This is a genomic window from Klebsiella sp. RHBSTW-00215 (assembly GCF_014103785.1).
In the GTDB taxonomy this organism is placed as follows: domain Bacteria; phylum Pseudomonadota; class Gammaproteobacteria; order Enterobacterales; family Enterobacteriaceae; genus Klebsiella.
On sequence record NZ_JABXQS010000001.1, the window covers coordinates 5,007,379 to 5,034,196 of the forward strand.

General features: G+C 54.1%; 23 protein-coding genes. 11 read left to right on the forward strand and 12 right to left on the reverse strand.

Going from position 1 to position 26,818, the window contains the following annotated elements; all coding sequences use genetic code 11:
* Positions 1 to 15 precede the first annotated feature (15 nt).
* The 3 genes from HV127_RS23905 to HV127_RS23915 are packed head-to-tail and all read left to right on the forward strand — an operon-like array spanning position 16 to position 2,277.
* Positions 16 to 1,035 carry a fructose-specific PTS transporter subunit EIIC gene (locus HV127_RS23905; protein WP_182239261.1) on the forward strand — a complete coding sequence of 340 codons (1,020 nt, stop codon included), beginning with the start codon at positions 16 to 18 and terminating at the stop codon, positions 1,033 to 1,035.
* A gap of 1 nt (position 1,036) precedes the next feature.
* Positions 1,037 to 1,891, forward strand: coding sequence for an AraC family transcriptional regulator (locus HV127_RS23910; protein ID WP_182239264.1), 855 nt, complete (start codon positions 1,037 to 1,039; stop codon positions 1,889 to 1,891).
* Entirely contained in the window at positions 1,888 to 2,277 is a 390-nt protein-coding gene (locus tag HV127_RS23915; RefSeq protein WP_110273933.1) for a fructose PTS transporter subunit IIB, read from the forward strand. Before HV127_RS23910 ends, HV127_RS23915 begins: the two co-directional genes overlap by 4 nt.
* Before the next feature lie 122 nt (positions 2,278 to 2,399).
* On the opposite strand, the gene HV127_RS23920 is transcribed toward HV127_RS23915, so the two are convergent.
* The 3 genes from HV127_RS23920 to HV127_RS23930 all read right to left on the reverse strand — a co-directional run bounded on the left by HV127_RS23920 (position 2,400) and on the right by HV127_RS23930 (position 5,981).
* Positions 2,400 to 3,140 carry a phosphatase gene (locus HV127_RS23920; RefSeq protein WP_182239266.1) on the reverse strand — a complete coding sequence of 247 codons (741 nt, stop codon included), beginning with the start codon at positions 3,138 to 3,140 and terminating at the stop codon, positions 2,400 to 2,402.
* A 180-nt stretch (positions 3,141 to 3,320) separates the two neighbouring features.
* Entirely contained in the window at positions 3,321 to 5,315 is a 1,995-nt protein-coding gene (gene tkt / locus HV127_RS23925; RefSeq protein WP_182239268.1) for a transketolase, read from the reverse strand.
* 12 nt (positions 5,316 to 5,327) lie between these two features.
* On the reverse strand, positions 5,328 to 5,981 hold the full coding sequence (locus HV127_RS23930; RefSeq protein WP_182239270.1) for an HAD-IA family hydrolase: 654 nt from the start codon (positions 5,979 to 5,981) through the stop codon (positions 5,328 to 5,330).
* 331 nt (positions 5,982 to 6,312) lie between these two features.
* On the opposite strand from HV127_RS23930, the gene ptsP reads away from it, so the two are divergent.
* From ptsP to tal, 5 genes are all read left to right on the forward strand, one after another.
* On the forward strand, positions 6,313 to 8,823 hold the full coding sequence (gene ptsP, locus HV127_RS23935) for a phosphoenolpyruvate--protein phosphotransferase (protein ID WP_182239272.1): 2,511 nt from the start codon (positions 6,313 to 6,315) through the stop codon (positions 8,821 to 8,823).
* A 60-nt stretch (positions 8,824 to 8,883) separates the two neighbouring features.
* Positions 8,884 to 9,204 (forward strand): fructose PTS transporter subunit IIB, encoded by a 321-nt coding sequence (locus tag HV127_RS23940; protein ID WP_009484320.1) that lies wholly within the window; start codon positions 8,884 to 8,886, stop codon positions 9,202 to 9,204.
* Between the two features lie 171 nt (positions 9,205 to 9,375).
* A complete protein-coding gene (locus tag HV127_RS23945) occupies positions 9,376 to 10,479 on the forward strand; it encodes a PTS fructose transporter subunit IIC (protein ID WP_139537462.1) in 1,104 nt (367 codons plus the stop codon).
* A 9-nt stretch (positions 10,480 to 10,488) separates the two neighbouring features.
* On the forward strand, positions 10,489 to 11,742 hold the full coding sequence (locus tag HV127_RS23950) for a class II D-tagatose-bisphosphate aldolase, non-catalytic subunit (protein ID WP_139537463.1): 1,254 nt from the start codon (positions 10,489 to 10,491) through the stop codon (positions 11,740 to 11,742).
* A gap of 84 nt (positions 11,743 to 11,826) precedes the next feature.
* Positions 11,827 to 12,777: a transaldolase gene (gene tal, locus HV127_RS23955; RefSeq protein WP_182239274.1), complete on the forward strand. Its 951-nt coding sequence runs from the start codon at positions 11,827 to 11,829 to the stop codon at positions 12,775 to 12,777.
* 108 nt (positions 12,778 to 12,885) lie between these two features.
* Here tal and HV127_RS23960 read toward each other — a convergent pair whose 3' ends face one another.
* The 8 genes from HV127_RS23960 to nqrC form a co-directional block, all read right to left on the reverse strand.
* Positions 12,886 to 13,371 carry a TlpA disulfide reductase family protein gene (locus HV127_RS23960; protein WP_182239276.1) on the reverse strand — a complete coding sequence of 162 codons (486 nt, stop codon included), beginning with the start codon at positions 13,369 to 13,371 and terminating at the stop codon, positions 12,886 to 12,888.
* On the reverse strand, positions 13,358 to 14,053 hold the full coding sequence (locus HV127_RS23965) for an ABC transporter ATP-binding protein (protein ID WP_064176584.1): 696 nt from the start codon (positions 14,051 to 14,053) through the stop codon (positions 13,358 to 13,360). Before HV127_RS23965 ends, HV127_RS23960 begins: the two co-directional genes overlap by 14 nt.
* Positions 14,054 to 14,057: 4 nt before the next feature.
* Positions 14,058 to 15,188 (reverse strand): FtsX-like permease family protein, encoded by a 1,131-nt coding sequence (locus HV127_RS23970; RefSeq protein WP_182239278.1) that lies wholly within the window; start codon positions 15,186 to 15,188, stop codon positions 14,058 to 14,060.
* Positions 15,178 to 16,461 (reverse strand): ABC transporter permease, encoded by a 1,284-nt coding sequence (locus HV127_RS23975; protein WP_182239281.1) that lies wholly within the window; start codon positions 16,459 to 16,461, stop codon positions 15,178 to 15,180. Before HV127_RS23975 ends, HV127_RS23970 begins: the two co-directional genes overlap by 11 nt.
* Before the next feature lie 2 nt (positions 16,462 to 16,463).
* A complete protein-coding gene (locus tag HV127_RS23980; RefSeq protein ID WP_182239283.1) occupies positions 16,464 to 17,843 on the reverse strand; it encodes a Fe-S-containing protein in 1,380 nt (459 codons plus the stop codon).
* Between the two features lie 278 nt (positions 17,844 to 18,121).
* Positions 18,122 to 18,649, reverse strand: coding sequence for an iron transporter (locus tag HV127_RS23985; RefSeq protein ID WP_064176588.1), 528 nt, complete (start codon positions 18,647 to 18,649; stop codon positions 18,122 to 18,124).
* A 27-nt stretch (positions 18,650 to 18,676) separates the two neighbouring features.
* Complete coding sequence (locus HV127_RS23990) at positions 18,677 to 20,617, reverse strand: FTR1 family protein (protein WP_182239285.1); 1,941 nt, start codon at positions 20,615 to 20,617, stop codon at positions 18,677 to 18,679.
* 251 nt (positions 20,618 to 20,868) lie between these two features.
* The gene (gene nqrC / locus HV127_RS23995) at positions 20,869 to 21,630 is read right to left on the reverse strand and encodes an NADH:ubiquinone reductase (Na(+)-transporting) subunit C (protein ID WP_182239287.1); all 762 of its coding nucleotides are present in this window, start codon (positions 21,628 to 21,630) and stop codon (positions 20,869 to 20,871) included.
* 415 nt (positions 21,631 to 22,045) lie between these two features.
* Between nqrC and HV127_RS24000 the strand changes: the two genes are divergently transcribed.
* On the forward strand, positions 22,046 to 22,933 hold the full coding sequence (locus HV127_RS24000; RefSeq protein WP_228727494.1) for an AraC family transcriptional regulator: 888 nt from the start codon (positions 22,046 to 22,048) through the stop codon (positions 22,931 to 22,933).
* Positions 22,934 to 22,953: 20 nt separating this feature from the next.
* Here the strand turns inward: HV127_RS24000 and HV127_RS24005 are convergent, their stop codons facing one another.
* A complete protein-coding gene (locus HV127_RS24005) occupies positions 22,954 to 23,073 on the reverse strand; it encodes a small membrane protein (RefSeq protein ID WP_228727535.1) in 120 nt (39 codons plus the stop codon).
* A gap of 245 nt (positions 23,074 to 23,318) precedes the next feature.
* Here HV127_RS24005 and HV127_RS24010 point away from each other — a divergent pair, with 245 nt between their 5' ends.
* Positions 23,319 to 24,401 (forward strand): malate/lactate/ureidoglycolate dehydrogenase, encoded by a 1,083-nt coding sequence (locus HV127_RS24010; protein WP_182239293.1) that lies wholly within the window; start codon positions 23,319 to 23,321, stop codon positions 24,399 to 24,401.
* A gap of 237 nt (positions 24,402 to 24,638) precedes the next feature.
* Positions 24,639 to 26,789 (forward strand): formate dehydrogenase subunit alpha, encoded by a 2,151-nt coding sequence (fdhF, locus tag HV127_RS24015; protein ID WP_182239295.1) that lies wholly within the window; start codon positions 24,639 to 24,641, stop codon positions 26,787 to 26,789.
* The last annotated feature ends 29 nt before the right edge of the window (positions 26,790 to 26,818 follow it).

A 26,818-nucleotide genomic window follows, 5' to 3' on the forward strand; every position in this document is an offset into this window, starting at 1 on the left:
CGTTATGAGGCTGACATGTTAAAACTATTAAAAAATACCAAACGGCATTTCATGACCGGCGTGTCGTACATGATCCCATTCGTGGTGGCCGGAGGCGTGCTGCTGGCGCTGGCGGTAATGTTTAACGGTGAAGCCGCCGTGCCGGATCGCGGATTTTTGAAAGCGATGTCGCAAATTGGGATGGCGGGATTAACTCTGTTCATCCCCATTCTGTCGGGTTTTATCGCTTATTCAATGGTCGATAAACCGGGCATCGCGCCGGGCGCCATCGGCGGGCTAATGGCGTATCAAATGGGTGCTGGATTTTTAGGCGGCATGCTTTCCGGGATTATTGCCGGACTGGTGGTCTACCTCCTGCTTAATCTGATTGCCCGGCTCAATATTCCCCATTTCCTGCGCATGATATTGCCGATTTTTATTATTCCACTGATCGGCACGTTCGTGACCGGAATGGCGGTTTATTACATTATCGGCGACCCGATTGCCGGGGTCATGAAGTGGCTTAGCGTCTGGCTTGGCAATATGCAGGGGGCCTCGTTCATTATTCTCGGTACCATTCTGGGCTGTATGATTGCCGTCGATATGGGCAGGCCAATGAACAAAACCGCCTTTTTCTTTGCCGTCGCCCTGATCTCGACCAATCCGCAGCTGATGGCCGCGGTGGCCGCCGCCGACTGCACGCCGCCGCTGGGGCTGGCGCTGGCGACCTTTCTGTTTAAAGACATTTTTAATGATGTAGAGCGGGAAGCCGGGAAGCCCGCAGTGATTATGGGTTTTGTCGGCATCACCGAAGGTGCGATCCCGTTTGCGGCAGCGGATCCGGTACGGGTGATCCCGGCGATTATGCTCGGCAGCGCGGTCGCCGCCGTCCTTTCTTTATGGTTTGGGGCAACCAACGCCGCCCCGTGGGGCGGGCTGATTGTATTACCGGTGGTCAGTAACCATTTTGGCTATATCGTTTCGGTGATCGCCGGGACCATCACGACCGCAGTTGCGGTCAAGGTCTTAAAGACCGTTATTAAACCACGGGTATAATATGGCTACGTTTATTCAATCGATCCTCAGTGAATTCAGTAACCTGTGCGCCACTAACGAGAGCGTGCTGGTGGCCAACGGCAACGCGCAGGCCCCGGCGATGGCCTATCATCTGCACGTGCCGCGTATCGAACTGACGGTAAAAGGGGCGCTCAGCATGCTGCTGCCGAAAGGGGCGGACAGAATCGTTAAATATGAACGCCCGGTTGGTACGATTACCTATATTCCCGCCAACAGCTGGAACTCACCGCAGTGGGAAAGCCCGGTTATTTGCATGTCGATTGTTTTCTGGAAGCAGGATGTCGGTTTTAGCATCAGCAACTGGGACGGTACGCAGTTTAAAGAAGTGGAGAAATATAACCTGCAAAACTCCAGCAGTTCGGTTCGCGACCGCCTGCTTGAGCTGGCCGAATCCCTGGCGTGGGCACAGGACAATACCGGCGAGACCTTTTCCCATATCGTCTATGCGCTGCTTAACGACCTGCTATACCAAATTACCGATGGCCTGAATAATCCGCGAGGACCCTTTTCGCTACTGGATGAAATTAAAGGCCATATTGATATCCACTACCATACGGACATTAGTCGGGAGAGCGTCGCCGAGACCTTTAATATCTCCCCCGGCTATCTGTCGCGTCTGTTTTCGAAGGAGTCAGACGTGAAATTTAATGAATATCTCAAGTTAGCCCGCATCTCGCGTTCAAAAGCACTGCTAACCAATACCAATCTGAAAATAAACGAGGTTTCAGAGAAGTGCGGTTTTACTGACACCAACTATTTCTGCAAGGTATTTCGCGATATTAACGACTGTACGCCGCTTGAGTACCGGCGCAAAAATAAGGGAGCAAGCATATGACCACTCGTGCAGGAAGAGATGAGATTCAGCCCTTCTCCAGCGAACGGAATCTGCATATTGTGGCGGTGACCGCATGCGCGACCGGCGTGGCGCACACCTATATGGCCGCGGAGCAACTGGAGAAACTCGCGAAGCAGTATCGCTTTGCAATCAAAATAGAGACTCAGGGCGTGCTGGGGCTCAAGAATCCAATTACCGATAAAGATATTTTCGAATCAGAACTCGCAATTATTGCCTCCGACATTACGATCGATAACCCCTCACGTTTTGACGGCTGTCGTATTCTGAACGTCTGCATTAACTCATTGCTGCTCAAACCGGCGGAGGTTATCGCCGCCATTCGCAAGTCTTTAAATCTGCCGCGAGGCAACGTTATTGACCTGTAGAAGGTGTTCCCGGAGGCGGTGCCGCGGACCTGTTCAGGCTACAACCGCCCAGCTTCAAAGCCGCACAGCACGCCGTACTCCCTCTCCCTTTTTAAGGGTGAGGGTTTAACCCACAAGGCTTTTCAGCCCGGCAGCGCATAAAGTGCATCAATCCGCTCCCCACCGCGCTGTTCAAGAAACGCCAGCACCTGACGCACGGAGGTGTTCAGCACTCTTGATAGCGGAAAATCCACCTCCGCCAGCAGATGCTGACAGGCGCTGAAGTCCCCCAGCGAAAATGCGCTGTGTGAATCGCTACCCAACGAGAGAAGTCCACCGCTGTCGCGCACGGCGGCGACAATTTTGCGACAGTTCCCCTCACTGCCCTGACGCGACAGGACAAAAGAGGCGTTATTCACCTCCAGAGCCACATCGCAGGCTTTGGCGGCAGCCACCACTGCCGGGATATCAATCGGATACTCCGGGTTACCAGGATGGCTGATGATGTGCACCTTCCCGCTCGCTATCACGGCAATCAGCGCATCGGTATTGGTGCTGATATCCGCAGGCGCAAACACCTGCTTGTGGAATCCGGCAATAACTAAATCCAGCGACGCGCGCATTTTGTCGCTGCAATCGGTCTCGCCGCCGGATTTAATATTGGCCTCGATACCGCGCAGGATCCCGACCCCATCAACCACCCGCGGCAGTACGCGCAAATTATTGAAGTGGAACGGATGCGGCGCATCAACCATTTCCGGGCCATGGTCGGTGATGGCGATCAGGCGAATATGGTTACGCACCGCGGCGGCGATATAGTCATGCACCGTGCTGTAGGCGTGAGTGCTGGCCAGGGTATGCATATGAAGATCGACGGGATACATTTTATCTCTCCCTTAATGAAAAGCGGCCCCTTAGCGTATATCCCCGTCATACTTCAAGTTGCTTGTGCGTTGGCTTTCCTCGCTCACCCCAGTCACTTACTAGAGTAAGCTCCTGGGGATTCACTGCGTCGCCGCCTTCCTGCAACTCGAATTATTTAGGGTATAAGGGGCCGTTAAAGGTTAAGCCAGAAGCGCTTTTGCCTGCTGCAACACCACCTCAACGGTAATACCGAACGCCTGATAAAGCTGTTCCGCCGGGGCGGACTCGCCATAGCTCTGCATACCGATAATCGCGCCGTTCAGCCCGACATATTTAAACCAGTAGTCAGCGATACCGGCTTCCACTGCCACGCGAGCGGTAACCGCTTTCGGCAACACCGCTTCACGATACGCCGCATCCTGTGTATCGAAGACATCGGTGGACGGCATCGAGACCACCCGCGCCTTCACGCCTTCTGCCGTCAGTTGTTGATATGCAGCCATTGCCAGCTCAACTTCGGAACCGGTCGCGATAAGAATCAGCTGTGGTTGCCCGTCACAATCCTTCAGTATATAGCCACCGCGCGCGATATCCTGCACCTGCTGCCAGGTCCGTTCCTGCTGGGTCAGGTTTTGCCGGGAGAAAATCAGCGCGGTCGGGCCATCCTGCCGCTCAACGCCATATTTCCACGCCACCGCCGATTCTACCTGGTCGCAGGGACGCCAGGTGCTGAGGTTCGGCGTCAGGCGCAATGAAGCAATCTGTTCGACTGGCTGATGAGTCGGGCCATCTTCACCCAGACCAATAGAGTCGTGGGTATAAACCATCACCTGGCGCTGCTTCATCAGCGCCGCCATGCGCACCGCGTTGCGTGCGTATTCGACAAACATCAGGAACGTCGAGGTGTACGGCAGGAAGCCGCCGTGCAGCGCAATACCGTTGGCGATGGCGGTCATACCGAACTCGCGCACGCCGTAGTGGATGTAGTTCCCGGCGCTGTCTTCGTTAATCGCTTTAGAGCCGGACCACAAGGTCAGGTTCGACGGTGCCAGATCCGCAGATCCGCCGAGAAACTCAGGCAGCCAGGGACCGAAGGCTTCAATTGCATTCTGCGAGGCTTTGCGGCTGGCGATTTTCGCCGGTTTGGCCTGTAATTTTTCAATAAACGCCTGCGCCTTGCTGGCAAAGTCTGCTGGCAGTTGCCCCTTTATTCTGCGGGTATAGTCGCCAGCCAGCTCGGGGAAGGCTTGAGCGTAGGCGGCAAACTTCTCGTTCCATGCAGCCTCCTTCGCCTGCCCTAATTTGCGAGCATCCCACTGAGCGGCTATCTCAGAAGGAATAACAAACGGCGGATGCGGCCAGCCCAGCGCCTCACGCGTCGCCGCCACCTCGGCCTCGCCCAGCGGCGCGCCGTGAACCTCATGGGTACCCGCTTTCTGCGGCGAGCCAAAACCAATCACCGTCTTGCAGATAATTAACGTTGGCATGGAGGTAATCGACTTTGCGACATCAATCGCGGCGCGGATGGATTCAGGGTCGTGCCCATCGACTCCGCGCACCACGTGCCAACCGTAGGCCTCGAAGCGTTTAGCGGTATCATCGGTGAACCATCCCTCAACATGGCCATCGATAGAGATGCCGTTATCGTCGTAGAACGCCACCAGCTTACCGAGCTTCAGCGTCCCCGCCAGAGAGCACACTTCATGTGAAATGCCCTCCATCATGCAGCCGTCACCCATAAAGGCATATGTGAAGTGATCGACGATTTCATGGCCCGGACGGTTAAATTGCGCCGCGAGGGTTTTCTCGGCAATCGCCATGCCGACCGCGTTGGCGATCCCCTGGCCCAGCGGCCCGGTGGTGGTTTCCACGCCGGGGGTATGGCCCACTTCCGGGTGGCCCGGCGTTTTCGAATGCAGCTGACGGAAGTTTTTTAGCTCATCCATTGGCAGGTCGTAGCCGGTCAGGTGTAGCAGGCTGTAGATCAGCATCGAACCGTGGCCGTTGGAGAGCACAAAACGGTCGCGGTTGGCCCATGCGGGGTTATTCGGGTTATGGTTGAGAAAATCTTGCCACAGCACTTCGGCAATATCCGCCATTCCCATCGGAGCGCCCGGATGGCCGGAGTTCGCCCGCTGCACGGCATCAACGCTCAGCATACGGATGGCATTGGCCAGGGTTTTTCGTGATGACATTTAAAACTCCCTCTAAATCTTAAGGAAAAAATCCGCCTCACCCTTGTGCATTACGCGCAGGTCAAGGTAGTTATCAATGGTTTGCCAGGTATCGATATCGTGAACCACCGACTGACGGGTCAACACTTCAACCACTACGCATCCCGCCTGGGTAGCAGAAAGCAGACCGGCAGTGGAATCTTCAAAAGCGAGGCAGTTAGCGGGAGAAAGACCGAGTCGGGCTGCACCCGTCAGGAACGGCTCGGGATGCGGCTTGCCGTGATGAATATCTTCGCTGGTCACCAGAACCGGCGGAAACGGAAACCCGGCCTGGCGGATCCGTGCCGAGGCCACCTTCATCGACCCGGAAGTCACAATGGCCCAGGGAGCCTGCAACTGCTCCAGCTGGCGGAGAAAATCAACCGCACCGTTCACTGCGGTAATGCCTTCAGTATTGCGCGCTTCAAACTCTTCCAACGCGAGAAATTCATCAATGATGGTTTGTTCGCTGGCATCGGGCATAAAGTGGTGCAGCGTGCTCAGGGCGGGTTTACCGTGGAGATAATGGCATACCGCCCTCGGCTCCAGGCCTTTTTTAGTCGCCCATAAACTCCAGGAAGCCTCAACGAAATCCAGCGAGTTCACCAGCGTTCCGTCTAAATCCAGTAATACTCCACGAAAATGCATCGTATCTACCACGGCAAAATAAATGAGTGTGTTTTATTTTTACTCCATTACCCCACAACCATTAAATAGAAAGAAAAGCACTTTAATAGCAAATACGTTACCGACCTTCGATCGTTAATAAGAGTGTGATAACTATCACAAGAGATTTTACACGCTAAATTTATGACTGCGATCACAAAATAACAACCGAGCTTTTTTATTCGAGCAAAGGTCACTTTTTTTCTATTCAAAGCAGAGCGAGAACGATAAAGGATATAAAACATGAAACGCAGGCATTAATACCTGCTCAAAAAATTAATTAGCTTTCGCTTAAAGATTCTCGGGAGTGACAATGTCAGAGATAATAACGTATCAATGTAATCTGAAGGATGGTATTCACGCCCGACCGGCGGGGCATATCGAACGACTGTGTAATACTTTTCAATCTGCGGTGTGCTGGAATAATATTCGCAGCGGAATGTCAGGCAATGGCAAAAGCGCGCTTTCTATTGTCGCCACCGATACCTTACTCAGCGACGCCTGTGAAATTACCATCAGCGGAAAAGATGCTGCAAACGCTGCCCAACAGCTGAGTACGCTGCTCAAAAAACTCCCATCTTTCGAAGTCAGCCAGGTGGAAGAAACAACAGCGCCAGCAGGCTATCTCCCACGCTCTCTACGGGAAACCCAGCTCAGTTTTATTCAGGGTTCACGCATCAGCGGCGGTGTGGCCATTGCCAGACCCGTTCGTATTCAGAGCCTGTCACTGGATGAAATGCTGGCGCGTAACCCCGGCGGTGAATATTCCACTGAGCACCAGCAGCGTATTTTTATGGCAGGTTTAGAAACGCTCAAACATGATAAACAGACCGCGCTGGAAACCCAAAAAGGCGTTGAGCATGATATCCTGCAAGCGCATTTATCAATAATTACCGATGCAACCTTCCAGCACCATATTTCCACCGCGATTGTGGGCGGAGAAAATGCCTGGAATGCGATCATTAAGGCTGCCATAGCGTTCTGTGAAATTCTTAATCGTTCATCAAGCAAATATATTAAAGAGCGCACTCTGGACGTTCTCGATATTACCGGGCAATTACTTACTTCGGTTTATGGCGCTGGCGTATTACCACAAAACAGCCTTAAATTAACACAGCCATCGATTATTCTGGCCAATAGCCTGACGCCGAGTCAGTTCCTCGGCATCAATAAAGAGTATCTTGCCGGAATGGTGTTATCCGCCACCGGTAAAACATCTCACACCGCTATTCTGGCCCGTTCACTTGGTATCCCAACCCTGACGGATATCGATTTTTCAGCTCTGGCGTTGAATGCAGAGAATGACATCATCATCGATGGTAACCCGGCCATTTTGATTACCGCACCGGATGAAAAAGTCCTGCGCTATTACCGCAACGAAATCACCGTGCAGCAGACCATGCAACAGCAGATGCTGGCTAACGTCCGTCAACCCGCGATGACCCGCGATAACCATAGCATCGAAATCGCCGCCAACATTGCCAGCCTGGCGGAAGCCGAAGCCGCGTTCAACAACGGCGCTGAAGGTATTGGGCTGTTCCGTACCGAAATGTCCTTTATGGATCGTGAAACCGCACCGGACTACTGCGAGCTGGCTGAGCTCTACGGCCAGGTGATGCAGCTCGCCGAAGGGAAGCCGGTGATATTTCGCACCTTCGATATCGGCGGCGACAAACCCGTCGACTATATGAACCTCGGTGAAGAGGAAAATCCGTTTCTCGGCTTCCGGGCGGTACGCACCTATCCGCACTATCGCAACCTTTTTGCCATGCAGCTCAAGGCCATCCTCAGCGCCTCGGCATTTGGCAATGCCAAAATCATGATCCCAATGATCGCTAACGTTGATGAAGTTATCTGGTGCCGTGAAGTGCTGGAGGAGGTGAAAAGCGCGATGCGCAGCGAGGGATTGGCGTTCAACGATGAGATTTCGCTCGGCGTGATGCTGGAAGTGCCCTCAGTCATCTTCGCAATTCGTGAGATAGCCGAATACGCGGACTTCTTCAGCGTCGGCAGTAACGACCTGACGCAGTACTTTTTTGCCGCCGACCGCGGAAATACGCAGGTTGAGGCGGTGTACGACAACTATGCCCCGGCATTTCTTCGCGCTATGCAGTTTGCCGCCGATGAGGTCCATCGTGCTGGCAAGTGGATTGGCATCTGCGGGGAGCTGGGCGCCAGCAAAGATTTTCTGCCGCTATTCGTGGGCATGGGCTTTGACGAGCTCAGCATGAGCGGCACCTCGATTCCAGGCGTTAAACATGCGCTGCGGGAGCTGAGTTTCGCTAAATGCCAGCGGCTAGCGCAGGATATCGTGGCGTTAAAACGCTCTGCTGAGGTCAAAACCGCGCTGCGTTCACCGGACGTAAAAGCGGTTAGCAAAATGCCGATCCTCGCCCCGGATTTCATTCTCTGTGATCTGGAAGCCAGTGATAAAAACGAAGTTATCAAAAAGATGACCGACAATCTGTGGCTGCACCATCGCACCGATAATCGGGATCAACTCAGCGACGACATCTGGGCGCGCGAGGACTCATTCTCCACCGCCGTAGGCTATGGCTTCGCCATTCCGCACACCAAGTCGGACCATATTCACTACTCCACTATCAGTATGGCGACCCTGGCGACGCCCATTATGTGGGGCGATCAGGAGGTCGAAACCGTGTTTATGCTGACGGTGAGTAAATCCGCCGACCCGAACGAACATATGAAATATTTCTCTACGCTTGCCAGAAAGCTAATGAAAGAGGATTTCCGCAATGAAATAAAACAGGCCGAAAACGTCACCGTACTCTACAACCTGATGGCCAATACTCTGGCCGTATGAAATCAGGAAATTATTAAGCCATCTTTAAAATTACAGCCAAATAAAAATCAGGAGTCACTCATGAAAATTGTCGGAGTCGCAGCATGTATTACCGGAGTCGCCCACACCTATATGGCCCAGGAAGCGATTGAGCAGGAGTGTAAAAAAAGAGGTTATGACGTCAAAGTCGAAACCCAGGGCGGAATGGGAATTGAAAACGAATTAAGCGAAGACGAAATCGCCGAAGCCGACGTGGTTATTCTGGCAATTGCCATCGGTATTGAAGGCGTCGAACGCTTTGAAGAAAAAGAAGACGCTGGCCTGATTATTTCGCTCAATCCGGCGGAAGTAGTTCGCGATCCGGCGGCGATTATTGACAGAGCCGAGAAGCTGGTTAAATAAATCAAACCACCGATGCGAATTTATTTCGGCATTCGCCATCGGTGAATAAAAACGTTAATTAAATTTCTGCGAACGCTGTATTTCAATTATGACGCAAAAGCGCCCGGGGATGACTACGCCCGTAAATCGTATGTCATCCCATAAAAATACAGGGTATCGGGAGGATAAAAAATGTCGGAAAAAGCAAAAGCCATTAAGGATGATTTAGTTAAAGCGTTTAGCACCGGCGTGTCATATATGATGCCGGTGGTGGTGGTCGGCGGCATCTGTCTGGCGCTGTCGCTGATTGGCGGCGAGCCGGTTGCGGGCAAAGGCATGGTCGTCACCAATCCATTCTTATTAAACCTTGGCGCTATCGGCAGCGCCGGGCTGGGAATGATGATCCCGGTGCTGGCGGCCTATATTTCCTACTCTATCGCCGGTAAGCCGGGGCTGACGCCGGGCTTAATCACTGGTTTTATGGCCAGCACGCCGCTAGGCGCGGACCACGTGGTAACCGGTTTTCTCGGCGCAATGCTGCTCGGTATTCTCAGCGGCTACGTCGCTAAATGGGTAAAAACCTGGAAGGTCGGCAAAGTGCTGATGCCGGTCATGCCGATCATGATTATTCCCATCGTCTCAAGCGTTATTGTCGGCATGCTCTATCTGTACGTACTGATTGGGCCCATCGGTTTTGCCATGAAATGGCTGGTTTCCATGCTCTCTAATATGCAGGGAAGCAGCGGCGTCGTATTAGGTTTAATTCTCGGCGCCATGGCGGCCTTTGATATGGGTGGACCGGTCAATAAAACCGCCACGGCATTTACCCTCGCATTAATGGCAGAAGGTATTTATGGCCCGAACGGCGCTTACCGTATTGCCTGCGCTATCCCACCGCTCGGCATTGCCCTCTCGACTTTTATTTCCCAGCGTAAATGGGCTGAAGATGAAAGAAGAATGGGGACCTCTGCTGCCTTTATGGGATTAATTGGCATTACCGAAGGAGCGATTCCTTTCGCCGTTAAAAATCTGAAGACCGTGCTGCCGTCAATTATTATCGGTAGCGCCGTCGGTGCCGGTCTGGCTATGGTTCACGGCGTCGAATCTATGGTTCCCCACGGTGGATTAATTGCCATTGCTGGCGTCAATAAAGCGCCAATGTGGTACGTCATCGATATGCTTATCGGCGTTATTGTCACCGCCATCTGTCTGCATATTCTGCGCCCCAATATTAGCGAGCCGGTAAAAAAAGAGTCGGCTAAAAAAACAATCACTTCTGATATGAATAAAGTCTGAGGAGTTATCATGAAAAACACAATGAAACAGTACGTCGATTATATTGTTAACGGTGGCAAGTCTACGATGCTGGGAATTGGCCCAATGTCTCCGGCGTTAATTCAGGCCTGCTTTGAACTGGGTAAAGAAAAAGATCTGCCGTTGATGTTTATTGCCAGCCGCAACCAGGTTGATGCCGATGAGTTTGGCGCGGGTTACGTTAATAACTGGGATCAGTTCCGCTTTGCTGCCGACCTGAAAGCGATGGCGGAAAAAGTCGGCTTCGATGGCGATTACTTCCTCTGCCGCGACCACGGCGGCCCATGGCAGCGTGATAAAGAGCGTAAAGATCATATTCCGGAAGCCGAAGCGATGAAGCTGGCCCGCCGCTCTTATCAGATTGATATGGATGCCGGTTTCGACCTGTTGCATATTGACCCGACGAAAGACCCGTACGTTGTTGGTAAAGTCATTGATATCGAACTGGTTCTGAGCCGTACCGTTGAGCTGATTCGCTTCTGCGAAGAGTACCGCAAGGCCAATAACCTGAAAGAGTTCTTCTATGAAGTCGGTACCGAAGAGACCAACGGTGGCCTGACCGACGTCAGCGCCTATGAAGGGTTTATTATCGAGCTGAATAAGCGTCTGGCCGCTGAATCGCTGCCGCAGCCGCTGTTTATCGTCGGTCAAACCGGCACTCTGACCCGCCTGACCAAGAACGTTGGCCACTTTAATGATAAGCAGTCCGCAGAGCTTTCGGCTATCAGCACCCGCCACGGCGTGGGCCTGAAAGAGCATAACGGCGACTACCTGCCGGATGAAATTCTACTGAAGCATCCGGGTCTGGGCATCACCGCGATGAACGTCGCCCCGGCCTACGGCACCATTGAAACCCGCGCTTATCTGAAGCTGGCGGAAGTCGAGAAAGATCTGGCGGCGAAAGGCTTTATCAAGTCAGCGTCTGATTTAAAAACCGTCCTGACCCGCGAGTGCGTGCTGAGCCACAAATGGGAAAAATGGATGACCGATGAGCACAAAAACAAGTCCGAAGAGCAAATCTTTAACGAGCCAGAATTGTTGAAAGAGATTCTTGAACTCAGCGGCCACTACAACTACGAAAAACCGGATGTTGTCAAAGAGATGCAAACCATGTTTGCCAATCTGAAGTCGTTTGGCGTCGAGCCTGAGCGTTACGTGGTCAATAAAATTAAAGATATGATCCAGAACGAAGCCGAATGCTTCAATATGCCAGGCCTGACCTCCCGCGTCGCGCAGGCAAAATAATCCCCCACCCAGTCAACAATAAGGAGCGGGCCTTGCCTTCTCCTTGTTGTTTCCAGCCCTATTATTGAAAAACAGGTCATAGCGATGAATCAGCTTGAACAACTAAAGCAGCGGACAACCATTGTTGCCGACAGCGGGGACATTGACAGCATTATGGCTTATCAGCCTGAAGATGCGACCACCAACCCTTCGCTTATTTATAAAGCGGCGCAGCTTCCGCAGTACCAAAAACTGGTGAAAGATGCCGTCGCAGCGGTGAAGTCCCGCCAGAGTGGAAAAACGGTAAAGCCTGCGGATATTGCCGATTATCTGGCGGTAAGTATCGGAGCGTTGATCCTGAAAAGCGTTCCCGGGCGTATTTCAACCGAAGTGGATGCCCGCCTCTCATTTGATACTCAGGCCAGCATAGCTAAAGCGCGGAAAATCATTGCGCTGTATGAAGAGAAAGGAATTGGTAAAGAGCGGGTTTTAATTAAGCTCGCTGCCACCTGGCAAGGGATCCGCGCGGCAGAAACGCTGGAAAAAGAGGGTATCCAGTGCAACCTGACGCTACTGTTCTCCTTTGCCCAGGCCAGAGCCTGCGCCGATGCCGGGGTTTTTCTGATTTCTCCATTTGTCGGTCGCATCTACGACTGGTACAAGAAAAACAACCCTGATACCACCTTCACCGTCGATAACGATCCGGGCGTCGAATCGGTACAGAAGATCTATCGCTTTTATAAAATGCACGGTTACCGGACGGTGGTGATGGGGGCCAGCTTCCGCACGCCGGAACAGGTACTGGCGCTTAACGGCTGCGACCGTCTGACCGTTTCTCCGGCACTGCTGGCGCAATTGCAGCAAACTCAGGGGCCGGTACCCGCACCGTTGACATATGAAGGTGAGGTTCAGGCGAAGCCCGCCGCAATGAGTGAAGCGGAGTTTTATTGGGCGCATCATCAGGATGCGATGGCGGTGGAGAAGCTCGCCGAAGGTATTCGCCTGTTTGCCGTGGACCAGAACAGCCTTGAGGCGCTACTGAGCCAGTATCTGTAAGTGAGACATCCCGGGTGGCGGCTGACGCCTTACCCGGGCTACCACTATTTTCCCGGAGGCGGCGCTAACGCGCCTGTCCGGGCTACAAGACTGCTCGCGCGGGGGAAACTATTTTTGCGCCAGCTGGCTAAACACCATCTGTAACTCCTCGGGCTTGCGCAGGCCCTGATGCAAATCCAGCACCGTGCCATGGCTATCAATCAATATTGACGTTGGGGTGCCGATAACCTGATAGCGCTCCTGGGTCATTTTGAGCTGGTCGCGCAGCACCGGATAGCTGATGCCATGTTTAGCTAACAGCGGCGCGATATCGACTGATTCCGGGTCGGTATTGACGCCCACCACCACCAGTTTATCCGGCCAGCGCTGGCTGAGCGCCTGTAAGGAATCCATCTCCGCCAGACAGCCGCCGCAGCTTGATGACCAGAAATTGAGATACACCGCCTTGCCCTGCCAGCGCTCAAGGCTGGCCGATTCCCCCTGCAAATCAAACGCCGCCAGCGCGGGTGCCGCCTCGCCGCGCGCCAGCTTTTCCTCTTTGCAGCCGCCGAGCAGCACCAGCAGCAGGACAAGCATCACTTTAGGCATGCGCATGATGATTCACCTCCTCTCCCAGATACTTTCCGTGCTGCAAACGCACGATGCGATCGGCGAACTGCCCCAGCGCCGGGTTGTGGGTCACCATCACAATGGTGCGCCCCTGGCGGTGCAAATCGGTCAGCAGATCCAGCACCCGCTGTTCGTTCTCTTCATCGAGGTTACCGGTTGGCTCATCGGCAAAAATAACCGGTGGCTCGTTAACCAGCGCCCGGGCAATGCAGACGCGCTGCTGCTCACCGCCGGAAAGCTGGCTCGGTAGATGGGTAACACGATGCTCAAGGCCGACCTGAGCCAGCACCGCTCTGGCGGCAGCTTCATCCACCACGCTGTGGTAATGCTGCGCCAGCATGATATTTTCCAGCGCCGTCAGAAACGGGATCAGGTGGAACTGCTGGAACACAAGGCCAATTTTCTGCGCGCGAAAGCGCCTGCGCCCCTCTTCATCCAGCGCCGCCGCGTCGGTTCCGTCGAGGATCACCTGCCCTTCGCTGGCGGTATCCAGACAGGTGAGAATATTCATCAGCGTCGTTTTACCGGAACCAGACGCCCCCATAATAGCGACAAACTCGCCGCGGGCGATGCGCAGGTTGATATCTTCCAGCGCGGTTACTTCCCCGAACCGCTTATATAAATGACGCGTTTCAATCGCCATCTGACGCAAAGACGTGACGGTCATGGCGTTACTCTCCTTTCAGCACTTTCGCAGGTTCGACGCTCACCGCGCGCCGCACCGGAACAATGGCCGCCAGCAGGGCGACCAGTAAAGACAGAATCAGGGTAATCGGCAGCACCGGCAGGCGCAGCGAGATACTGGCGTTAAACACCGTTAATCCCAGCAGCTGCGCCAGCAGATAGCCCAGCACCCAACCGCAAACCACCGCCGCAAGGGTGATGATGCTGGTTTCCAGCAGCATTTGACGGGTGATATCGCCGTTGCTGGCGCCCAGGGCTTTTTGCAGGGCAAACTCGCGGGAGCGTTCACCGACAATCGCCATTAGGGTGGTGTTAACGCACAGGGACGAGAGCGCAAGGATAACTATCGATACCAGTCCCATCAGCCCCTTAATTTTCTCCAACACCTGCCCTTCAGATGCCGATACTTTACGCACCGGACGAATCTCAAGGTCAGGGTATTGCCGCTGTAACTGGCTGGCGTAGCTCTCCACCTGACCGAGGTCATTGCTGACGCTAAGCAGCCCGTGGCTGATAACACCGGGCTTTTGCAGCCATGACTGCGCCACGTCGAGGCTGACGATCAGCATATTGTCGGTCGCGTCCCCTGCTTCAACGATGCCCTTAATCAGCAGTTTCTTGCGCCGACTATGGTCCACCAGCGTCACGCTATCGCCAATATTCAGCGCCAGACGCTGCGCCAGCTTCACGCCAATCATCGCGTTGCGATCGTCAAAGCTAACGCCGATCCAGCTGCCGTTGACCTGCCAATAGGGCACCAGTTTTTGCAGCGACTCAAACCACACGCCGACCATCACCACTTTTTCCAGCTCGGTGCGCGCGGTACCGTAGAGCCAAGGGCTGGCGCCGTGAATCAGTCCACCCGGTGCGCCGTCAAGAATCGCCTGCAGTTCCGGCTGCGGCATGCTGGTACCATGGCCCGGACCAATGTAGAAGTTCGCGCCAAAGGTGCGCAGTTCCTCGCTCATTTTGCTATTAATGTCGAACCACACGGCGGAAAGCGCCGTGACGATGGTCGCACCGACCGCCAGCGCGGCAAATACCACGCTGACCCGCTGCATACGCAGCCGCAGCGCCCGCCACACTAATAACCACAGCATGTCGCGCTTAACGGCCATACAGCACCTCCACAGGATAAAGACGGGCAATACGCCGCGCCGGGAACCAGGTGCCGATTAACGCAACCAGCACCGCAATCACCAGCACGCAGGGCACCACCACCCAGGCAAAATTAAGCGGCGTATCAAACAGCATCAGGCCGATAGCCTTCGCCAGCCCCCATCCGGCGATGCAGCCAAATGCTCCACCGGCCAGGCCGCCCAGCGCCGCCTCAAGATAGAACAGCAGCAGAATTTGCCACTGCCGCGCGCCCAGCGCTTTCATCAGGCCAATCTCCTTGGCGCGTTCCATAATGGTGCTGGTCATCAATGAGGCGATGCCCATCGCGGCGGCGGCCAGCGCGGCTAACGTTACCACGCCCATTAACAGCTGAATTTTATCGATAACCACGCCTTCCGAAGCGGCAACCTGCCAGACCGGACGCACTTCCGCCCCGGAAATCGCCTCCTCAAGCTGGTGGGCGATAGACGACACATAGGCGGTGCAGTACCACAGATCGTACTCTTCGGCATTCAGCGCTTCGAGATCCTCACGCGCCCGACGCGACAGTTCGTTTTCCGGCACCGTCAGCGCCGACACGCGGATCGCCTGTACTTTCCCCGGTAGCCCCAGCAGTTGCTGCACCACGCTAAGCGGCATGACCAGCTGGTTATCTTCATCGCCGCCGCTGGATAAAATACCGCTCACCTGCACGTTTACCACGTTATCCGCGACCTTTAACGCCAGGCGATCGCCGGGCTTCCAGCCGTAGTTTCGCGCCAACGCGTGGCCGACCAGGGTTTGCGGTGTCTCACCGACCGGCTCCTGCGGCCATTCGCCACTCACCTGCCAGAACGGGCTGACCGTTCGCTGCCCGGTTTCGTATCCCTCTTCATCCGGGATAGCGACCGGCTGGCTGAAAAAGGTCCCCAGCACGCGGATATCATGGCCATCCACGCTCACTTCGCCGCCGAGCATCGGGGCGAAGCCAACAATGTTGTTGCGCCAGAAGATATCTTTGATATTCGGCAGCTCGGATTCATCCAGAAAATCGTCGCTGGCCAGCGGGTTACTTTGCTCGCTAAACAGCGCGGGCAGCGCCGCCTGCCCTGCAGGCTCAATCAGAATATTGGCACCGTAGGATTTCAGCTCGCGGGACATCTTGTCGCCGATGTCGATAGAGACCGCCAGCAGCGCCGAGATTAGGCTGGTCGCCAGAAACACGGTCAATACCGCCAGCGCTTTGCGCCGCAGATTGCGCCCCCATGACTGGTAGATCATTCGCCACAGCATCGCTACTCCTCCTTCACTGCGTCAGGAACAAACTGCTCTGGCGCATTGCGGAAACGGTCATAGTTCGCTTCTGATGAGAAGAACCAGGTTTTACCACCATAGCTATATTTGAAGTCGGCGCTGGTGTTGGTCAGCGTTGAACCATCCACCGGGTCGGTCACTTTAATTGTCAGGACGGTAGAGAAATAGTTTCCCCCCACGGCCAGGGCCGCGCCGGGTATCGTCAGCTCTTTGTCATCGTTGCGCCAGTCGTCGATCGGCACCGGGTTGCATCCACCGGGTTTGCCAATGGAAGGAATAAAGATGTGCACGCCGCAGGCAACACAAATCACCTGATTGCCTTCCATCACATACCCCTGATCGCCGCACAGCAGGCAGGCGTCGAACACCACGCCGAAACGCAGTTTGTCGGGATAGCGGTTGATGATAAAAAAGCGGATCGCTTTGCCGTCATCCGCCACCCAGACAAAGCGATGCAGTTTGCCATCGCGCACCTGTTCGACCGGAATATGCACTTGACCGTCAGCGGCCAGCGTGACCGGCTGCGCCTCGGATAAGCGCGGCGGCTGCGAAGCCACCAGATCCCACCACAGCTGTCCGCCGATAATCGCCAGCGCGCAGCAAATAGTCGTGAGCCACAGCCGGGTTGCTCCACGGCGTTCGGCCAGCGCCAGACGGCGGGAGATTGGCTCTTCCGTCGCTTTTACCTTGCGGCAATAGCGGCGCAGCGCCGGGATCCAGAACAGGCACATTAACAGCAGTACCGCGGCGGCGGCCCAGTTATACATCGCCGCATTGTTAGTCACTTTGGCGACGAAGCTCAGCAGCGGTTTCAGCAGCGGCACCACCTGTAGCTTCATCAACAGCAGCAGCAAATTCCCGCTCAGCGGCAGCCACAACAGGACCATCAGCAGCAGGGTCAGCGGCCAGTAGAACCCGCGCATCCGGCGCAGCAGCATGGCGCAGAGCGCACACGCCAGGCACAAAAGCGCGAACGCCAGCACCAGCGCGGTCAGATTCAGCAGTAGATCGGTATTCAGCACGTGCGTGGAGGTCAGGCCGCCGAGGTTCGGGTCCAGCGCCCAATGGCGGGCCGCGCCGAAGGTCAGAACCCATTGCCACAGATAGCGAACCCGCGGCGTTGACCACCAGAAGCTCAGCAAAAATAGTAAAGAAACGAGGATCTCCGCGCCAACCAGCAGAAGCTCCAGCGACTGGCTCGGGCGAATAAACAGCCCGGCGAACAGTCCGCCAGCCAGCGCGGTGAGCAGCGTCCAGACCAGCGGACGCAGTGCAGGAGGGTTGCCGCGGCCCCAGAGTACGGCGGAGAGCAGCGCAATGCAGAAAAAGACCTGTAGCGTCGTGACGAAAAAATAGCTCATGACTTCAACTCAGTACGGCGGATGAAAAATACGCCGCAGGATGACCCGTCGACCATCCTGCGTAATAGCGCTCGCGTCTGATGATGCTGAGACTGATGACAAACCTGCTTTAACTATGGTGTTCGCATTTCTGCCGGGTGGCTGCTGACGCCTTACCCGGCCTACAAAACCCATAACATCATCAGGTTATGAGCTTTCCGTAGGCCCGCGCAAGCAAAGCGCCGCCGGGCAATTCCTGAAGAGCGCACGTTGTCAACTATCTGAGCGTCTGGAGACAATTAGTTCAGGCCGACATACTTAAACTCATAGCTCACATCAAACGGCTTCCACCAGCGGCCGACGCCGGTTTCGCTATCGGTATGACGGTGCATCCCGGCTTTTGACGGCGGGTCAATGTGGTAGGTCACTTTGTAGTTACCAACGCCCATCATCTTGATATTCGCACCGTAGTGCGGGCCATCGCTCGCCACCATCGGCATAAAGGTGCCTTCTTGTTTTTCGCCGGTGTCGCTATTGACCAGGGTATAGGCGATGGTCAGATAAGGGATCCATTCACCTGCGCCAAAACCATTTTTACCGCCTTCAACAGCATGGATATCGGCTTCCAGATGGATATCCGATTTCGCTGCCGGCAAACCCATACCGCGCGGTTCCATATCGATCGGCTGCAGGTAAACCGCAGCGATCTCCATCTCATTCATGGTGACGGGCTCACCAGCCGGATACTCTTTAAAAGCCAGCGCCGCAGGTGCGGTGAAAATGCTGGCTACGGTTGCGCTGATAATCAGGGTCTTCTTAATGGTCATCTGACTCATCCTCTCGTCTTAAAATAGTTAGAAACTTGTTTTAATGGTCTCATCGGGTGCCCGGCGGCGGCGCATGATCCATAACGCCACCAGCGCCGCGAGCAGCAATACAATCTGTGGTAACAGCGTTTCCACGTAGGGGTAAATCCCCAGCCAGCTGATTTCGGGCATCCCGTTAATCAACGTTGGCTGGAATAGTTTGCCCTCCACCAGTTCCAGTACCCCTTTACCGGCGAAAACAAACGCCATCAGGTACATAAAACCGCCGGTGAACATGAAGAAGGGTTTAAGCGGTAGTCGAACCACCGAGTAGCGCATGATGAGCCAGGCAATGAGCAGTACCACGCAGCCGATAACAAACCCGGCACCGATGGCAAGATGACCCGGCAGCCCCTGGGCATCGCCAATCAGGGCGTAGTAGAACAGTACCGTTTCGGCACCTTCGCGGTAGACCGCGAGGAAGCTGGTTAGCCACAGCCCTACCAGCGATCCGCGCGACAGCGAATGGGAGAGTTTGCCCTCAAGCCAGGCTTTCCAGTGGCGGGCTTCGACCTTCGACAGCAGCCAGTAGCTCATAAAGAACAGCATCACCACGGCAATCAGCATGGTGATCCCCTCCAGCAGCTCCCGGCTGGCGCCGGAGTTGGTAAACAGCAGTTGGAAGATAAACGCCGTCGCCACGCTGGCCACCAGCGCGACAATCACCGACTGGCGAATCAGCGGCAGCTTGTCGTGATGGTTGTTTTTAACCAGATAGGCCACGATAGCCGCCACAATCAGCAACGCTTCCAGCCCTTCGCGCACGATGATCATCAGGCTGTAGAGCAGCAGGCTCCATTGGGTCTCTTCGCCCTCGCCCAGCATAGCCACCGCTTTTTGCAGGTCCTGCTCCAGCGCAGCGGCTTCGGCAACCAGCTTTTCCTGCGGCTGGTTGGCCTTCATCAGGCTAACCATGCGGGTAAAGTGCGCTTCAAGGGAGGTTTTAAACGCCGAGTCGCGGGAGCCGATTTTGTTCTCCATTCCGGTGGCTTCGAAACGGTCAAAATAGGTGTCCTGGACATCGAGAATCGCATCCTGCCCTTCCCCGTTCTGATAGCGCACCAGAGCAGCATTGATGCTTTGGTTAATCCCGGCAGCGACGCTCACCCAATCCGCCCGGGCTCCCGTATCCTCGATCTGTGTGGCGTTGTCTGCGCTAGCCGGAGCGCTTACCGGCTGATCGTCACGGGTGGTTGGCAGGCCTGGCAGAATATCTTCCAGATCCTGCAATAACGTGGTGACCTGATACGAAACATCGTTCAGGCGGTCCGGCTGGGAGGCCAGGGTAATCAGCGCGGTAAACTGCTGGTTGATGGCGGCGGCCTCTTTCGCCGAGCGATTCTGACGTACCGAGGTTTCCATTTCGGAGTTTTTGAAGCCTTGATAGTGCGCCTGCTGCACCTGCTGGCTGGCCTGCGCATAGTTACCTGCCTGATACTCCGTTACCGCCTGCGCCAGCATATCGTCAATGGTGCGAAAACTATCTTGCCAGTGCAGCGCAATGTCATCGCGCGACAGCGCGGTATGCTGCTCTTCCGCCACCAGTCGATGCCCGCCGTCCAGTATCGGCTCCACCTCACGCAGCGCCTGCTTCAGCCCGTCGATCCGCGCCTGAACTTCGCTCTGCGGTTTGCCCTCGCCAATCATGCGCCGGATCTCACCGAAGGTACTCTCCATTTCGTAGCTTTTCCGCGCCGAAATGTTAATGCGGATTGGCCCTTCGAGGTTTTCAAACACTTCAAAGTAGGCCATTTGCACCTCGCGGCGCGCTTCGGTATTTTTTTGCTGCTGATAGAATTCGGCTGTTTTATCAAGACGTTGCTCGATATCCTCGATATACGGCGCATAGTGGGTCTGCGCCATCGCGCACGCGCTGCCGAACACGAGGCTAAACAACATCAGCAGCAGGAAAGAACGAGGAACAGCCATGACGCATCCCATTAGAGTTAATGATAATGATTATCGTTGTCATTTTTACTCGTAATGTACATGACCTGGATCATGAAAATGTCAAACTGTGACAATTTGTGTAAAATGTTGCAAAGAAATAAATATTTATAACTCTGGGTTATTAGGCGTGCGTTGAGGTTTTCCTATCGCGGAATAATGGGATCAGATGCATAAAAAACCGGTGCTGTATTCACACCGGTTGTTTGAGGGATATTTTGCGGAATTTATTTTTAACGATTTAATATTTCAGGATTTTGCTGTAGCCGCTGAAGGAACTTACCGTACCCCTGCTCACCCACCCAGTAATTAATACTCTTCTCGACGCCGGTTGAAGTCAGGGTCGCGCCGCTAATTCCATCCACCGTATAGTCATCATGCTGGCCGGGATTATTCTGAATAACCTTTAGCGCCGGCTGGCCGTTATTATCGCGTATTTTTTTGCCTGGCCATTGGCTACGCCAGTCCGGGTCTTCGACTCTTGCCCCCAGCAGCGGTGTTTCATTCTGCTGGTAATACATCAGGTCTTTTACCGTTCGGCCATCGGTCTCAAGGGCGATTAAGGCATACATCATCGACTTCGCGCCTTTGCCGTAAACCGGAAGTATAACCTGCTGAATTTCACCATTATTATCTCGAACAACATAAACCTCACCCAGTGAACAGCGCTGGCGGATTTGCGCCGGATCACGTGACGCTGCCAGTTCGACACAGCGTTTTTTCACGTTGCTCTCTGCTCCCATAGCCAACAACTGACCGTTATCAAGATTTACCTGACGCACCGCCACGCGTTGTTGATAGAGTGATATCAGCGCCTGCGGATCGCGTTGCCCATTACGCGTTAAACCAGCAACCTGGAGAACCGCGGCTTCTGTTTCCGCGTTTTCCGGTACGGCAAAATTGTCTTTGGACAGTAAAAACCAGGCGGCAACAATTGCAAAAATAAGAATACAAAAAACCATCAAAACTAAAACAATAATTTTACCTTTACGCATGCGCTCATCTTTCCCATCAGTTGGCATCTGTAATATAGAGTGCAACCATTCCCATTCTTTTGTCTAGCCCTCCAGACAATACGCATTTGCTTGATTTGATATTTCGTGACAATCAAAATTATGCTTAAAAATATTAACCCTATTTTTTACATATATAAAAACAATCTTTCTTGCAGGCAATTTATTAGAAAAAATAATAGTCATAAAACTCGTTGCATACCGGGCACCTGAGAAATGTAAAAAAACGCCTGACCTCTGGTTTTTTTTAAGATTAATCTTATAATCGACAGGTAAAAACAACCCACCTGCAACCGTCACCTTGGGATAAGAGACAACTATGTCCAGACCTACGGCGCTGTACGTTCCACATGTTTTAAGCGCAGCGGATATCGCCCCCGAAGAGCGCTATAAGAGATTGTCGCAGAACATTAACTGCTACGGTATTGAAGTAGTTAATAACCGGCGGCCGGAAGAGATTATTGCCACTCATAAAACTATCTCCGGCGTTAACGGAGATTATTGTAGTGCGATGGGTTCAAAAAACGAAACGATATTCGACCCGCACCAGACAACGGAATCTTCGATTTATATTTCACTGATCGTTCAGGGCAACCAAATTATTCGCGGTCGTAAAGAGTCCGCCAGCTCACAGGTGAATCAAGGAACGTTAATTGTTCACCAACGCAACGACTATTATCATTATCAATGTAATGATGTAAAACAGCTCTACGTTATTCCGCGCAGCGATAAAATAAACGAAGTATTCAGTGGAAAATTAAACAGCCCAATGATCTCTTTAGAAAATCATCATCTGGCAGGATTTTTGAAATCACATATGCAGTTACTGGATGCGCAGTCTGCCATTCTGTCAACAAAAGAGACGGCGACCGTCGTTGATGGATTGCATAATATGGCTTTAATCATGCTTGCCGACGTCGCTAAAGAGAGAGGCTTATTTTCCCCAGGCAAGCTAAGCCATCTATTCAATGGTGCTAAGTATTTCATTATGCAGAACTATCATCAACATAGCTTATCGCCAGATATGCTGACGCAAACGCTACGCTGCTCGCGCGCCAGTCTCGACAGAGCCTTTAATGAACAGAAAACATCGGTGATGGCATTAATAAGAGACATACGTTTAGAGGCTGCGCGAGAGATGCTGGAAAATAACCTGCAGCTTCGAATTGAGCAGATTTCCTGGGTTTGCGGTTTTGTCAGCCATCCATTATTTGGCAAGCAGTTCCGCGAAAAATATCACGTATCACCGAAGGTCTGGCGAGACAATTATAACAAGGCGAGTTAACTCGCCTCTCGATATCAAACTTATCGCTGGCGGAAAGGCCGAAAGCGTTTGGCCCGGCGCTCTTTAATATAGCTTAGCAAGCTATATACCGATATTCCCAGCAGTAAAATAGCGATGGTCATCAGAAATAATGCACTGATATTCATTGTTGCGCTCTCTTTTATATCCCCATCATGTTCGACAGGTAAGATTTATTATGAGATTTTTATAATAATGATTCTTAACAGCACAACCAGACTTCCGGGCCTCAACTCTGTTCTCTGCCCCTCAGCAACTCTCTTTACATACCAGGTTCAAACCTTGATCTTCTCCGACGTACAGAGCAGCATGGAAGCGCAAACATCATAAAACAACAATACCGCAACCCAAAAACAGGAGAAAATCAGTGCAGACAGGACATCGCTTCCAGGCTACGGACCTGCATCAATTTGTTAAAACGCTGTTCACTCATATGGGCAGTACTCCCACCGAAGCCTCCCTCGTTGCCGACCATCTGATTGCTGCTAACCTTGCCGGTCATGATTCCCACGGCGTAGGCATGATCCCGAGCTATGTACGTTCCCACGCGCTGGGTTGTCTACAGCTCAACCGCCATGCCAGCGTGATGAAGGATGCAGGCGCGGTCGTCACCCTTGATGGTAATGGCGGGTTCGGTCAGGTAGTGGCTCACGAAGCCATGCAGATGGGCATCGAAAAAGCGAAACAGCACGGCATGGCCGCCGTCGCACTACGTAACGCGCACCACATAGGCCGCATCGGCTACTGGGCAGAACAGTGCGCCGCCGCCGGAATGATCTCTATTCACTTCGTGAACGTTGTCGGCAATATTATGGTCGCGCCGTTCCGTGGCAAAGACAGCCGCTTCGGTACCAACCCGCTGTGCGTGGTGTTCCCGCGCGAAGGCCATCCCCCGCTGTTGCTGGATTACGCCACCAGCGCTATCGCCTTTGGTAAGACCCGCGTCGCATGGCACAAAGGCGTTCCGGTACCGCCAGGTTCATTGATTGACGCTCAGGGCGTACCCACCACCGACCCGGCGGTTATGCAGACCTCTCCGCTCGGCGCGCTGTTGACCTTTGCCGAGCATAAAGGCTACGCGCTGGCGACGTTGTGTGAAGTGATCGGCGGCGCGGTATCCGGTGGCAAAACCTCGCATAAGGAGAATCTACAAGCCAGCGTAGACGCTATTTTCAACTGTATGACCACCATCATTCTCAGCCCGGAAGCATTCGACGCGCCAGATATGCAGCGTGAGACCGAGGCGTTTATCGACTGGTGCAAACAGTCACCGCATGATGAAAATACACCGATTCTGGCACCGGGCGAGTGGGAAGAAGCCAACCGTCAGGAGCGTCTGGCGCAGGGTATTCCAGTGGATGCCGGGAGCTGGCAGGCGATTTGCGCCGCCGCCGAGGAAGTCGGGTTACCCGCAGAGACTCTCGCGCAGCTACGGCTTAAGCTGGCCTGACCCAGCCCTTCATGACGCCCAACGGGCGTCATGTCATCGTCATTAGTGTCGACATCATGATCACCCTCGCCTGCCCAGCCCCCTATTCCCTATAAAATCATAACGTTAAATTTTGGCACAGCGTATGCATAACGCTCCCGTCCTCTGCCGATGCGCTGGCAGAGGACGCCCTGACAAAGGCGGGCCGGGCCCGGTCTGTCCGTTGTTGTTTATTCTCTGTTAACAGGTCTGTTACTGATGAAAAAAATCACGAGCGTTTGCCCTTACTGCGGGGCCGGTTGCAAACTTAAGCTGGTCGTCGATAACAATAAAATTATCCGCGCCGAAGCGGCCGATGGTGTGACTAACCAAAATCAGCTATGCCTCAAAGGCTACTACGGCTGGGATTTCCTCAACGATACGCAACTGCTGACGCCACGCCTGCAGCAACCGATGATTCGCTACCAGAAAGGCGGTAAATTCACCCCGGTCAGCTGGGATGAAGCTATCCGCTACACGGCGAAAAAACTGCGTGAAATAAAAGAAAAACATGGCCCGCGCGCCATTATGACCACCGGCTCATCCCGTGGTACCGGCAATGAAACCAACTATGTGATGCAAAAATTCGCCCGTGGGGTGCTTAACACCAATAACGTCGACTGCTGCGCCCGCGTCTGCCACGGCCCGTCGGTAGCCGGTCTTCAGTTGGCGCTCGGCAACGGCGCGATGAGCAACTCAATTAGCGATATTGAAAACTCAAAATGCCTGCTGGTATTTGGCTATAACTGCGCCGATTCCCACCCTATCGTTGCCCGTCGGGTGATTAAAGCGCGCGAAAACGGCGCGAAAATCATCGTCTGCGACCCGCGCCGTATCGAAACCGCCCGCATCGCCGACCGCCACCTCCAGCTCAACAATGGCAGTAATATGGCGCTGGTTAACGCCTTCGCCCACGTGCTGTTGGAAGAGAATCTGTATAACCATGATTATGTCGAGCGTTATACCGAAGGGCTGGATGCCTATCGTGAAATGGTCAAAGACTACTCCCCCGAGGCTGTCGAAGAGATAGTCGGCGTTTCGGCGCTTGAGATTCGTCAGGCAATGCGCATGTTTGCCGCCGCACCTTCCGCCACCATTATGTGGGGCATGGGCGTGACCCAGTTTGGTCAGGCGGTGGATGTGGTCAGAGGGCTGGCGAGCCTCGCGCTGTTAACCGGCAACCTCGGACGCGCTAACGTCGGCGTGGGACCAGTGCGCGGGCAAAACAACGTCCAGGGCGCCTGTGATATGGGCGTGTTGCCGAATATGTTCCCTGGCTATCAGGATGTCACCGATGCCGATGCCCGCGCTAAATTCGCCAAAGCCTGGGGTATTGATCCCGCGCTGATGGACGACAAAGTTGGGACCCGCATCACCGAGGTGCCGCATAAAGCGCTGACCGGCGAGATCAAAGCCTACTACATCATGGGCGAAGACCCGCTACAGACCGAGGCCGATCTGGGCCTGGTGCGCAAAGGTATCGAAGCGCTCGATTTTGTGGTGGTGCAGGATATCTTTATGACCAAAACCGCAGAAATCGCCGATGTGCTGCTGCCCGCCACCTCCTGGGGCGAACATGGCGGCGTCTTTACCTGCGCCGACCGCGGTTTTCAGCGCTTCGAACAGGCGATTATTGCCACCGGTAACGTTAAGCGCGACTGGGAAATAATTAGTCTGTTGGCCAGCGAAATGGGCTACCCGATGCATTACGACAATAACCAGCAGATCTGGGACGAAATGCGCGAGCTGTGCCCGCTGTTCTATGGCGTCACTTATGAAAAAATGGGCGATATGAACCACGTACAGTGGCCATGCCCAACGCTGGATCACCCCGGCACGCCGTGGCTGTATAAGGGCAATCAGTTCGATACGCCAACCGGAAAGGGTCAGCTGTTTGCCGCACCGTGGCGAGCGCCCGCGGAGATACCGGATGCAGAGTATCCGCTGGTGCTGTGCACCGTACGCGAAGTCGGGCATTACTCCTGTCGTTCGATGACCGGTAACTGTGCGGCGTTGCAGTCGCTCGCTGATGAACCGGGCCGGGTGCAAATCAACCGCGCCGACGCACAGCGTCTGGGGATTGCCGATCAACAGCTGGTGTGGGTCAGTTCCCGACGCGGCAAGGTAATTACCCGCGCCGACATCAGCGATCGCATAAATCTCGGGGCCGTGTATATGACCTATCAGTGGTGGGTGGGCGCCTGTAATGAATTAACTCAGGATAATCTCGACCCAATCTCGAAGACGCCGGAAACCAAATATTGTGCGGTGAAGGTGGAAGCGATTGAGGATCAGCGCTGGGCCGAGCAGTACGCCTGGACCAGCTACAGCGAGATGAAAGCCCGCCTGAAAGCGGCAGTTAACGTGTAAAACGGTGCAGGGAGGAGGACGCTTCTCCC